The organism is Brevundimonas sp. (assembly GCF_029946145.1).
Lineage (GTDB): Bacteria > Pseudomonadota > Alphaproteobacteria > Caulobacterales > Caulobacteraceae > Brevundimonas.
The window spans coordinates 13,110-25,408 of sequence record NZ_JAQSDY010000007.1; the positions used below are offsets into that span (position 1 = coordinate 13,110).

At 61.5% G+C, this 12,299-nt stretch carries 8 protein-coding genes; 3 read left to right on the forward strand and 5 right to left on the reverse strand.

Translation table 11 applies throughout. The features are described 5' to 3' along the window. Position 1: 1 nt before the first annotated feature. The 5 genes from PSV23_RS01845 to PSV23_RS01865 form a co-directional block, all read right to left on the reverse strand. Positions 2–1,456 (reverse strand): hypothetical protein, encoded by a 1,455-nt coding sequence (locus tag PSV23_RS01845; protein WP_300465804.1) that lies wholly within the window; start codon positions 1,454–1,456, stop codon positions 2–4. After that, a complete protein-coding gene (locus PSV23_RS01850) occupies positions 1,453–2,799 on the reverse strand; it encodes a hypothetical protein (protein WP_300465805.1) in 1,347 nt (448 codons plus the stop codon). The genes PSV23_RS01845 and PSV23_RS01850 overlap by 4 nt, the downstream gene beginning before the upstream one ends. Next, positions 2,796–3,764, reverse strand: coding sequence for an SDR family oxidoreductase (locus PSV23_RS01855; protein WP_300465806.1), 969 nt, complete (start codon positions 3,762–3,764; stop codon positions 2,796–2,798). Before PSV23_RS01855 ends, PSV23_RS01850 begins: the two co-directional genes overlap by 4 nt. Before the next feature lie 32 nt (positions 3,765–3,796). Further along, a complete protein-coding gene (locus PSV23_RS01860) occupies positions 3,797–4,603 on the reverse strand; it encodes a glycosyltransferase family A protein (protein ID WP_300465807.1) in 807 nt (268 codons plus the stop codon). Between the two features lie 186 nt (positions 4,604–4,789). Continuing rightward, the gene (locus PSV23_RS01865) at positions 4,790–6,718 is read right to left on the reverse strand and encodes a nucleoside-diphosphate sugar epimerase/dehydratase (protein ID WP_300465808.1); all 1,929 of its coding nucleotides are present in this window, start codon (positions 6,716–6,718) and stop codon (positions 4,790–4,792) included. 609 nt (positions 6,719–7,327) lie between these two features. Between PSV23_RS01865 and PSV23_RS01870 the strand changes: the two genes are divergently transcribed. From PSV23_RS01870 to PSV23_RS01880, 3 genes are read left to right on the forward strand one after another with little or no spacing between them, the layout of a single operon-like run. After that, positions 7,328–9,589 (forward strand): polysaccharide biosynthesis tyrosine autokinase, encoded by a 2,262-nt coding sequence (locus tag PSV23_RS01870; protein ID WP_300465809.1) that lies wholly within the window; start codon positions 7,328–7,330, stop codon positions 9,587–9,589. After that, a complete protein-coding gene (locus tag PSV23_RS01875; RefSeq protein WP_300465810.1) occupies positions 9,586–10,836 on the forward strand; it encodes a hypothetical protein in 1,251 nt (416 codons plus the stop codon). Before PSV23_RS01870 ends, PSV23_RS01875 begins: the two co-directional genes overlap by 4 nt. Next, positions 10,833–12,209, forward strand: a complete 1,377-nt coding sequence (locus PSV23_RS01880; RefSeq protein ID WP_300465811.1) for an O-antigen ligase — start codon at positions 10,833–10,835, stop codon at positions 12,207–12,209. Before PSV23_RS01875 ends, PSV23_RS01880 begins: the two co-directional genes overlap by 4 nt. Positions 12,210–12,299 lie beyond the last annotated feature (90 nt).

A 12,299-nucleotide genomic window follows, 5' to 3' on the forward strand; every position in this document is an offset into this window, starting at 1 on the left:
CTCAGCGATCGCCATACTTGAACAGCTTGCGCGCGTTCTCTACCAAAGTCGGCTCCCGCTTGATCGGAGCTCCGACCGCCGCTTTGTTCTTGCCAGGAGCCATCAGGGAATCGGCCTGGAATTGACGCGCGATGTCGCCAAAATCTCCCCCTTCGAACGCCTGCTGCTCGCCCGAAGACACGGCTTTCAGATGGTTCACGAACGTCGGCGCAATCCGATCCATTGCGTGAATGAACTTGACGATCTGGCGCCGGCGGGTAGCGTCGTCGGGTAGTTCCAGTGATTGGCCCGGCCCGAGAAGAGTGGGGCAAACTCCGATGTGCTGATAGATGCTTGCAGCTAGGGAGACGACCGGTTTTCCGCGCCAGACCGCCTCTATCACCGAACTGCCGGCATTCAGTGCAATCAGCTCCGAGGCATCAATGAGGGCGGAGGTATGCACGGCGGAACCGGGCTCAAGGTACCGGATGCCGCGCCGTTCGCAGTATTCGCGATAATGGCGGTCGGCCCTTTCGCCGAAACTCACCCCTACCCGCTGCGCCCATATCGGATGGCCGCGCACAAGGAAGTCTTCAAACGGAATCCCGAGAATGGACTGAAGATAGTCGATCGCTTCGAAGTTGTCGGTCCATTCGACGCGCCAGTCGTCATGGCCCCAGGTTTCGTAGGTGCTGGACGGCAGCACCAGCACCTTGGGCGGACGCCCTATCTGGCTGATGAGATCGACATACTCCGTCGCGCCCCGCTTCTGGAAGTCGCGCCACTCGTTGCTGCCTGTCCGGTGCACGCGCGCGTTGATGATCTGCTCGGCGCGGAGCCTGTCCTCTTCGGCCAGTGTCGACGCCCCGACCGCTGCGCACATCGCATGGATGTGACGCAGGCCAAGACAGTTCTCGTTCGGCAGCATCATCAGACCGTCACCGAACCAGGATCGCTCGTATGACATGAAGTCAACGCCGGACGCGACGGCCGCATCGACGACGCCTTTCAGCAGGTCGATCCGTCCGTTGAACACGAGGACAAGATCCAGATTGCATTCCTCGATCCAGCGAATGGCAGAGTGGTATCCCGCACGGTAGGCCTGCACCAGGCCATCGGCGCCGACCTCCGTCCCGAGATCTCCCTGAACCTCGGCGCGTACAATAGCTGCCCGGTTGGAGATCATCGCCTGTTCCTCGCCAAGGACCGGGATGTTCTTTTTCGACCAATCGACCTTGAATGGGCGATCGGACGACTCGCGGCCACGGCCCAGGCGACATTTCACACAGTGATCGACCGTTCCGAACCCCAGTGTCTGATACTGCTTGTCGTAGCAACGGACGAAGGAGCCATTGCAGACCAGTTCGCTGGTTCGCGCGCCAGCTTCACGCGCCAAGGACAACAGATAGTCGCGCTGGAAAGCATGGGGACGCCAAGGGTAAATTTGTGCGACCCCCACGGATTGATAGCTCTTCATCTTGGAACCTTGGGAGGAGATCCCGTTCCGCGACGGAGTTCCCTGACAACGCTGTTAGAGGGTATCAGTCCGATCAAGCGTGCAAAATACGCGGCCCCGGCGATCGCTGTGATCGCCATGATCGCGAGCAACAGCACCGGCAAATTTACCGGGCTGATCATCACAGAGATCAGAAGGCCGGCGGCAGTGAGAGAGAACGCAATTCGCCCGAAGAAGAAGTATCCGGAAACCATCATGTTTCGAAAAAGTCCGGCCAGCCCGCCCAGGAGGGCGAACCCCAGCGCCATCTCCAGATAGCCGAAGTCATAAACCAGACCGGCTGAGGCTGGAATGAAATAGCCGTCATAATCGGTGGCCACCAATTCGAAGCCAAAACGCCCGAGGAACATGTCCTGTGGACCGACGAACGAGGTGAGCGCGCCCGGGTTCGGGGCGTCGATAATGACGTTGCCCACCCAGGCAACGTGAAAGGCGTAGAGCAGCACAGCGGTCCCGTAGTTCAAGACCTCGTCGAGGATGTGAAACCCACTCGCTTGAGCTATGGTTGAGCACCGGACCATGATTTCGGTGGTTGGCTGGGACAGGTGAACGCACATCTGGGACAAATATGTAGCCGCGCTAGACGCACCGAATGCACTCGCTCTGAGAGCAAATACTGCACCGAATATGCCTGCGACAGTAAAGATACTCAAGGCAAGCTTGGCGGGACTCAGGAAGCTCGGCAAGCTCCTCATGCCGAGCGCGCCGCGGCCCAGCATCGCGGCCGCAGCCATCGCGACCGCGATCATCAGCGCCGTCCGTCCCCCTGTGATGTAAGTCAGGCCAAGAAGGCCAAGGATCACGAGCCCCAAGACTACGAACCTACTCCTGTCCCATCGCTCCCAGTCAAAAATCAGATTAACCAGCGGCAGGTAGACTGCCGCCGAGAACAGGTTGCCGAAAATGCTGAGCAGGCCGCCACGCCCGGCCCGATTGAACTCGGCCCGCGCGCCAGCCATGCCGAGGTTGGCGTAGTCGATCCCCCGAACGGATGTGCGCTCGTAATACATCGCCAGCAAGCCGAGCAGCGCTACCAGGCAGACGACAATGTTGAACATCGTCGTCGTGTACAGGAGACGGGTCACCGGCGCGTTCGACTGAGAAGTAACAACCCCATATCCAGCCAGCGCGATACAGGCTGATCCGACCAGCAACAGAACAAATCCGAATGCCCAATAATCGAACACGACGCCGGTGAAGAGCATGGCGATGACGGCGTACCCCGCCGTGAACTTCAGAATCGCCATTATCGGCGACGACGGCGCCCTGCGGGCTTTGAGCCGGGATTTCATCGGTTGGATCACGCGTCCCGTCTCTCGTTCACAAGCGCACGAAAATAGTCGATCGTATGAGCGAGGCCGGTATTGAGTTCAATCTTCGGCTCCCAGTCGAGCAACGTTCTCGCCTTGGTGATATCGGGGCGTCTCTGCATCGGATCGTCCACCGGAAGATCCTTGAATACGATCGCCGCATCGATGCCGACCATTTCGACGACTTTTTCCGCAAGCTGACGGATAGTGAATTCGTTCGGATTCCCGACGTTGATAGGTCCTGTTACTTCGTCAGGTGATGCCATCAACTTGATCATGCCGTCGATCAGATCGTCAGCGTAGCAAAACGAGCGCGTCTGGCTACCATCTCCATAGATGGTGATGGGCTCTCCCGTCAGGGCCTGCATGATGAAGTTCGACACGACGCGCCCGTCCTCCGGGTGCATTCGCGGGCCATACGTATTGAAAATGCGCATCACCTTGATGCGGACGCCGTTCTGACGGTGATAATCGAAGAATAGCGTTTCCGCACAACGCTTTCCTTCGTCATAGCAGGATCGGGGACCGATCGGGTTCACGTTGCCCCAATATCCCTCAGTCTGCGGGTGTTCCGCCGGGTCTCCGTATACTTCCGACGTCGAGGCCTGGAGAATTTTGGCTCCCGTGCGTTTCGCGAGGCCTAACATGTTGATTGCGCCGTGCACACTTGTCTTCGTCGTCTGGACGGGATCGTGCTGGTAGTGAATCGGCGACGCCGGGCAGGCGAGATTATAAATCTCGTCGACCTCCACAAACAGCGGAAAGGTCACGTCGTGGCGCATCATTTCGAAGCGCGGCTCACCAAGAAGATGCGCGATGTTCGACCGCCTTCCGGTGAAATAATTGTCGACGCCCAGTACCTCGTGGCCCTGTGCGATCAACCGATCGCACAGATGGCTTCCGAGAAAGCCGGCAGCTCCTGTGACCAGGATTCGCTTCAAGTCGTGGCGAGATGTCATGTGAAAATCCAATTGTTGTCACGGATCAGGAACTAAAGTTCGCGTCGCAGCCCGCGCATATAGGCTGACGTGCCCAGGTACAAAGCCAAGTGCACAGGCCGTAGAAAGACGTAGATTACTGCTTTTCCCCGCCTAGCATAGTCTTCGCCAATAACGTTGAGTGCCTTTCGAATCTGCGTGAACTTCTTGGCCGAAATCGACGTCGGCACTTTTCGGTAATGAACCAGCGGAACTCCGACGCGAAGCACGCGCGCCCCGCGCTCCGTGAGACGGAGCCACATGTCATAGTCTTCCACTGCGATATGTGATCGGGCGGTATTGAACGGACCGACCGCGACCAGGGATGAGCGGCGCACCAGAACGCTTGAAAGCGCAATCCAGCTCTTCAGAAGAAGCCTGCCATGCGTGATCGTACTCAATGGGATGCGCCCTTGGGGCTTCTCAAAGGCCTCAGGCGTCTTTCCGTCGGGGAAATCTCGCGTTATCCCCGAAACGACGTCTACGCCGTTCTCGCTCGCGACGCTCACCTGCAGTTCCAGCTTGTGTGGGGCCCAAAGGTCATCGGCATCGCAGAACGCAATATAGTCGCCGCTCGATCGCTCTACACCCAGATTTCGAGGCCCGGCGGGCCCCCCGAAGTTGGTGGCGGAGCGATGATAGTGAAAGCGATCGTCCTGCGTGCAAAACTGCTGAATGATCGCAGCCGAGCCGTCCGTGGAACAGTCATCGACGACATGCACATCGAAGTCGCCAAAGGTTTGCCCTGCGATCGACATCAGTGTTTCGGAGATGTATTTCTCAGCATTATAAACCGGCACAACGACGGAAACCTGCGGCATAGAGCTAACCTTTGCGGCCTGACGGACAGAACCTGGATCCGGCGTTTGGGACCCCGCGTTACGAGGCTTGGTGGAGATCACGATGAACCGGGCCTAACCGACGCCGCCGGTAGCGCCAAGACCGGCTTTTAGCGTCGCCATCGCCTCTATGAAACCCGCCAACGAAGGCTCGTCACGACTCATTGGTCAGACATTTGCGGTTTCACGCGGCACACCCCGAAGCCTCTCGGCTATTTCCAGGACTCGTCCATCCGGAAGGTCATTGGCCAACCTAGCCCGATCCACCAACGCAAGGATGTCAGTTAGACTCACAGCGTCCAGACGACGTCGCCAGAACAGCTCCATAATGCCTTCGATGCATGTGCGGACATCCTCGCCCTCGTCGCTCAAGACCTCAGAGAGCTTTTCACCTGGCTTCAACCCCGAGAATTCAATCACGACATCCTTCCCCGGTATTTTGCCGCTAAGCTCTATCATCTGGCGGGCTAGGTCAGCGATCTTGACCGGCTCGCCCATCTCCAGGAGGAATTTGCGCGGTTCTCCCGCGCGCGCGCCCGTGCCGATTGCGGCGCTGTGGAGAACCAACTGGACCGCTTCGGGAATGGTCATAAAGAAGCGGTTGACCTCGGGGTGGGTCACGGTGACCGGACCGCCGCGAGCGATTTGATCGCGGAAGATCGGCACAACCGAGCCGGCCGACCCCAGGACATTGCCGAAACGCACCGCGGCCATACGGGTGGCACCCTTCGGAGCCAGCTCCAGAAGCGCCTCTGCGATCCGTTTGGTCGCGCCCATGACGTTGGTGGGGGCGACGGCCTTGTCGGTTGAAATCAGCACGAACTGATTCACCTGATTGGCGACGGCGGCCTTGATGACGTTCCAGGTGCCCAGAACGTTGGTCAGTACCCCCTCAGCTGGATTGTTCTCTACGAGGGCGACGTGCTTGAGGGCCGCGGCGTGAAAGATGATGTCCGGCCGCTCGGTGCGGACCACGTCGGCGATACGGTCCGCATCGCGCACATTGGCCAGGATAGCGCGGCGACTGGCCGGACCCTCCAGCTCGCGATCGATTTCGAACAGCAGGAATTCCGAGTGATCGACCATGCTGAGATGAGCGCAACCGAGCGCCAGCAGCTGGCGACATAGTTCGGAGCCGATGCTGCCGCCAGCGCCGGTGACCAGCACCCGCCGGCCGGCGACCAGGTCATGGATGGGTGCCGGATCAAGGTAGATCACCTTGCGGGCCAAAAAATCCTCAAGCGGGATTTCCTTCAACAAGTTGATTGTCCCGGGAGCGCCGCCGATCTCGGTGAGGGTTTGCGGCTTCAGCAGCGTATGACCAGCGCGGTGCAGTTCACCGATCCGCTCGGTGGAGAAGCCGTAGGCTTGCACGGGATCGTCAAGAAATACGATGGCGTGCGGCCGTGCTCCACGCGTCGTCAGTCCGCTGTGAGCCGGAAGCCAGGTCGCTAGGTCGCCGATGAAAGGCACGCCATGGAGGCGAAGACCGACTTCTTCGGGATGGGGGGTGATAACACCGACGGGTTGGTACGGACTGTCAGGGTCCCCCTGGATCAGCCTCAGTTGCCGATCGACGGCAGCCATGGGACCGACAATCAGAAGTGGCGTCCGGTCGGTCGAGGGGCGTGGCCACCAGCTGGGCAGGAAGTGGGCGACCAGGCCCGGGTCGTGCGGCAGGCGCCAGATCATCCGGGAACCAACCAGCAGAGCAAGATTGACCAGCCAGGTCAGAGGCAGGATGGACCGGGGCAGTTGCACGCCGCGATCGAGAAAGAAAATCACGCCGAGGAACAGGCCGGTCGTCACGGTAACATTGCGGACAAGACCCACTACCTCGCGCATGGAGGCGAAGCGCCAAGCCGATCGTTCCGACTGGAAGATCAGTTCGACGCCAGCGCCGATCAGGGCGTAGAGGCCCGCCCACCCGATCACGCGGAGAGCATCCGGATGGGTCGTCCACCAGATGATAGGCAAGGGCCGACGTAGTTCGTAGGCGAGGATGAAGCCCAAAAACAGCAGGCCGACGTGGAGGCCGAATTTCGCCACCCAAATCAAAGTAAGATCCGCCCGCGCGACTCTCGCGATACCCGTCATATAACCCCCCGATGGTCGGGCCCATCCTACGCAGTCCCCGAAAAGCCGGCCGGAGGCTAACCTACCTACAAGGGCCTCCGTCTGACAGACTCCGAAACATTAGGCAAATGCATACCCTACGTCCGGCGCATGCATGGTTTTTCCATGGCTGCATGACGAAATCCCCCCAAGGTCGGCTCCGGTGTCCGGGCGATAATGGCCCGCGGACCCAAGGATTCCAGAGACGGTCCGGACCAGGAGCGAAGGCGCCCAACCCGACCACCGCGGATTACGCGACAACCCTGAGCCGGGTCCCTCCGCGTGGGGCCTCACGAACAATCTGCCCCGTTGACCGCTCGCTACAGGGCTGGACAATGGCTCCTTGGCGTGGGAGGCCACCGGGCTCGATCGTCCATCCGATCCTGCCTGCCCCTGTTAGTTTTTCGAGGTATTTCTAGACCTCTACCCAAACTCGTCGCATGGGACTGGTCGCCGCTATCTACGGGATTGCCATGGCTCGGTCGTGAGATCCGCCACCGGCAAAATCGTGGTGCGCGATCAGGGACAATGCGATATCAGCCTGATGGATTTTATGCGGTCGTGGCCGCAACACTGTGACGGATTTCAAGAATGCTGGGCGACAATCAACTCGCTGACGTGCGCGGTCGGCGTCCTCAGGGACGAGCAACCGATCCCTTCGGTTCTTTCGCCGGCGAGCGGGGTTGGGTCGAGCAGGTCGACGACCAACCCACGGTGGATCTCGCTTCCTACTGGCGGCTCGCGCTAAAGCATCGGCTCCTGATCATTGGCTGCTTCCTCGGAGCCCTCGTCATCGGCGCGACGCTGACGCTGCTGATGACGCCCATCTACAGGGCTCAGGCGACCCTGCAGATTGATCGGGAAGCGGCTCGAATCTTCAATGCTGAAGAGGTCACGCCGTCCGAAAACCCGGCGCAGGGTGAAGAGTTCTTCCAGACTCAGTACGGCCTGCTTCGTAGTCGATCGCTCGCGGAGCGCGTCATCGAGAGCCTGGGACTGGCGAGTTCAAACGCGGCGCTTGAGGCGATCGGGGTCGAGGCGCCGGAGGCCGGTGGAACCGCCGCGACCCAGGCGGCGCGCCGCAAGGCGGCCGTGCTCAAAGCCCTTGAGGAGAACCTCAGCGTCTCTCCCGTTCGCGGCTCGCGGCTGGTCGCCGTCGGTTATGAGAATCCGGATCCCGTGGTGGCGGCCCGTATCGCCAACGGCTTTGCAGAGAACTTCATCCAGTCCAACCTCGATCGAAAATTCGAGAGCTCAAAATACGCTCGGGAGTTTCTCGAAGAGCGTATTGCCCAGACCAAGCAACGGCTGGAATCCGCCGAACGTCAGCTGGTCGCCTATGCGGTCACCCAGCAGATCATCAACGTCCGCGAGCCCAGCGAAGGGGCCACGTCCGGCGGCGCGACCGAATCCCTGACGTCCAACAATCTGGTCGCCCTCAACAGCGCCCTGGCCCGCTCACGCGCCGAACGGATCGCCGCCGAAGAGCGCTGGCGGTCGGCCCGTACGTCGAACCTGATGACCCTGCCCGAAGTTCTCCAGAATCCGACGATGCAAAGGCTGACGGAGCAACGGGCGATCCTGGACGCCGAGTACCAGCAGAAGCTGAGCATCTATAAGCCGGACTATCCGGAAATGGTGCAGCTCCAAGCCCGGATCGCGGAAGCCGATGGCCAGATTCAGGCCATTGCCGGCAATATCCGCACCTCCATCCGCAGTCAGTACCAGATCGCCGCCAACCAGGAGCGCGCGCTCCAGGCCAGGGTGAGCGGCCTGACGGTCGATGTTCTCGATCTGCGTGACCGGTCGATCGAGTACAATATCCTGCAGCGCGAACTGGACACCACTCGCACCCTCTACGAGGGGCTGCTGCAGCGGTACAAGGAGGTCGGCGTCACAGGCGGCGTCACCGCCAACAACATTTCGATCGTGGATTCCGCCACTCCGCCGCCGAAGCCCTCCAAGCCCAACATGTTGATGAACATGGCGCTTGCCGCCTTGCTGGGGTTGGGTCTTGGCCTCCTGGCCGCCTTTGTTCTGGAAGCCCTCGACGAAACATTGGCGACACCCGACGATGTCGAGAAGAAGCTGGGCGTCCCGGTGCTCGGGGTCGTTCCCCTTCTCGACAAGGGCGAGACTCCCGCCGATGCGCTCGGCAACATCCGATCCGGATTCTCGGAGGCCTACTATTCCCTTCGAACCGCGCTTCAGTTCTCCACCCCGGACGGCACTCCCAGCAGTTTGCTGGTCTCCAGCGCCCGGCCGGCCGAGGGCAAGTCAACCACTGCCTATGCTGTGGCTCTCAACCTGGCTCGCGTCGGCAAGCGAGTGCTTCTGGTCGACGCCGACTTGCGCAATCCTTCGATGCACCGCGTCGTCGGCCTTGAGAACGAGCTCGGCATGAGCAATCTCCTCTCAGGTTCGGCGGATCTTGCGGCGGTTGTTCAGCCTACGCGGCAAGAGAATCTGTTCTTCATCCCCTGCGGCCCGCTGCCGCCCAACCCGGCGGAACTTTGGGGCGGCGATCGTCTCCGACAGTTCCTGGCCGAGACCCAGAACAATTTCGATCACGTCGTTCTGGATGGTCCTCCTGTCCTCGGTTTCGCGGACGCCCCGATGCTGGCTAACGCGGTCACCGGCGTCCTCTTCGCGTTGGAATCCCGCGGCACTCGCCGAGGTCAGGCGCGCGGAGCCCTTCAGCGCATTCAGGTGGGTCAGGCTCATCTGCTCGGCGTCGTGCTGACGAAATTCAACGCCAAGACGACCTCTTATGGCGGCTATGACTACGCGTACGACTACCAGTACGGGGCCAAACCGGACCAAGGGGCCGGCAAGAAGGGCAAGCGCGGTTGAGGAACAAGGCGGTCAGGCCCGCCGCTCCGCGGGAGGGCCTCAATGTCAAGGATATCGTCGTATACGGTTTGACGGCAGGTGCGGTGCTGCTGGGCTGGCAGATCGCCATTCAACCGCTGATACAGCGGGCGCCGGTCGAGACCGCGATCCGCATCGCCCCGGCGTCGCCGCTCGTTCTGCGTCGGGCAGCGGAGTCCGAACTGGCCGCGGGGCGCGTCGAAAACGCCGCAAGTCTCAGCCGGGAGGCTCTTGTACGGTCCCCCTTCGACGTAAGGGCGCTTCGCGTTTTAGGCCTCGCGGAAGCGCGGGCGGGACGCGAGGATGAGGCGGACGAGATCCTGACCTTGGCCGGAAACTGGAGCCTGCGGGACGACCCGGCCCACTCCTGGTTGGTTGAGCGCCGCCTTCGGCGCGGCGACTATGCGTCGTCCTTCGCGCACGCCGACACCTTGGTCCGGCGTCGACAGGATATCCAGCCTCAGGTCTTCCGGCTATTCACGGCCGCTGGCACCGCGGACCCGCAGCGATCCTTGCCGGTGCTCGCAGGCCTGCTGGCCGTTCGGCCGCCTTGGCGGGTTGCATATCTGAGTACTCTCGAGACCCCGCAGGAGTTGCAGCTTGCGGCCAACCTCGGCCTCCTGCTTGAGGCGGGCCGCGCCCCTCTGACCAATGATGAACTCGGGCAGATCTATCGAGATCTGGCGGCCCGCCGTCAATTTCCGATACTGGGTGCGTTGCGCGAACGGATTGGGCGCCCGCCGCCTGGCAAGGCCGTGACCAACGGCGGATTCGCCGAGGCGACCGCACCAGAGCCGTTCAAGTGGCGGCTGTACCAGAAGGCCGGCATTGTGGGGGAGATCGCCGTTGACGATCTCAATCCGTCCAACTCCGCCATACGTATCGATTATGACGGTTACGCCACTGGAACGATCGCAGAGCAACTGACCTCCATGCCTGCGGGCTCCTATCAGTTCGCCGCCCGGTTCAGGACCGAGACCGGCAACCAGGCCGCTCGCCTTGCATGGACCGTCTCCTGCGCTACCGACGGGGGTGCGATCAGCTCTTTCGGCGCGGAAGCCAGCAGATCTTCGCAGGGCGCCTGGACGACCATGTCAGGGCGGTTTGATGTTCCAAAGGAATGTTCGGCGCAGTGGCTGCGTCTGGAAACGCGGGCGGGGGACAGTCGCTCACCGACAGTGGTCTGGTTTGACAACATCACGATTTCGCCGATTGGAAGAGTGAATTGAAGGTCCGTGAACTTGCCAAAAAAGAGTCCAAGGGGTCTTGGGACCCCGTCGTGATCGCGGCTCTGGCGTTGTTGGGGATATCCATTCTGTTCGGCGGCGCAAGCCGTGACCACGCCCTGCGGCTGGCGTTCGTCGAGCTCGCGGCCCTGCCCCTGCTGGTTCTCAGCGCGGAACGGCTTATCCGAACGTCGCTATGGCGAAACCATCGCTTCGCCTTGGGGCTGCTGGCGGCCTTCTTCGCCATCCCTCTGATCCAGCTAATTCCCCTCCCCCCCGCGATATGGGGAGCCCTGCCCGGCCGAGACCAGATGTTGTTGGCCCTTCAACTCGCCGGACTCGAGCCGGGGTGGGGGCCTCTGAGCCTGAGCCCCGCTATTACGTGGAGCTCCGTCCTGGCGCTCCTGCCCCCAGCCGCCGTGTTCCTCGCCACGCTGTCACTGACTCAGCGCCAACTGGAACGGCTAGTCCACCTCGGTATCGCGGCCGCTATCGGGGGCGTTCTGCTGGGAGCCGCACAGCTCGCAAGTGGAGGCGAGCGACTATACCCATGGGCGACCACTGACGCCGGATCAGTTACCGGTTTCTTCGCCAATCGAAACCATCTGGCGTCCTACCTCCTGATAACGGCGCCCTTCGCCATCACGCTGGGGGCCGCGACCTTGAGACGCCGCAGGCGAGAAAATACTCCCTTGTGGCTCGGAGCCCTCTTTATCGGCCTAGTCGTCGTAGGCCTTGCGGCTATCCGCTCACGCGCGGGGATTACCCTGTTTGCGCCGGTCATGGGGGCCAGCTTGCTGGCGGCGTGGATCGCGGCGGGACGAGGAAGTCCGCGGCTGGGGCTTCTTGCGCTGGCAGGCGCGACAGGCGCGGCCCTGACGGTCGTAGCGATACTGGCGCTGCCGCCTATCCTTGCGCGCTTCGACACCCAGAAGGGCTCCGAAGTTCGATTCGAACGCTGGCCCTTGGTGGCCGAGACCGCCCAGACCTATCTTCCGCTCGGTTCCGGCATTGGCAGTTTCGATACGGTTTATCGGTCAGTCGAGCCGTTGCAGGAGCTGGACAGCACCTTCTTCAATCAGGCGCACAACGACTACCTTGAGACCTGGCTCGAAGCAGGCTGGCTGGGAGGGGGCCTGATCCTGGCATTCCTGATCTGGTATAGCCGACGTTGCTGGAGCGCCTGGAGGGCGCTGCCGTCCAGAGAGCGAGACCTTCAACGCGCGGCAAGCATCGGGATCGGGGCCTTGCTACTGCATTCCGTCGCGGATTACCCGTTGCGAACGGTTACGCTTGCCGTTCTCTTCGCCCTGATCTGCGGCCTCTTGGAACTCGCTCGGCGATCGGACCAGTCTCCCGACGGCCATGCCCGATGACTGGGCAAGGCTGCGCCCACCGGCGCTGGCATCAAGCCGGCGACTAACGGCGAATCCTGTGAAGCTGACCGATCGCGCCGCCAGATGGCG

Coding starts and splice junctions, on each gene's coding strand:
- PSV23_RS01860 (WP_300465807.1), bottom strand. CDS start 4,603: ATGCCGCAGGTTTCCGTCGTTGTGCCGGTTTATAATGCTGAGAAATAC.
- PSV23_RS01870 (WP_300465809.1), top strand. CDS start 7,328: ATGCTGGGCGACAATCAACTCGCTGACGTGCGCGGTCGGCGTCCTCAG.
- PSV23_RS01845 (WP_300465804.1), bottom strand. CDS start 1,456: ATGAAGAGCTATCAATCCGTGGGGGTCGCACAAATTTACCCTTGGCGT.
- PSV23_RS01865 (WP_300465808.1), bottom strand. CDS start 6,718: ATGACGGGTATCGCGAGAGTCGCGCGGGCGGATCTTACTTTGATTTGG.
- PSV23_RS01855 (WP_300465806.1), bottom strand. CDS start 3,764: ATGACATCTCGCCACGACTTGAAGCGAATCCTGGTCACAGGAGCTGCC.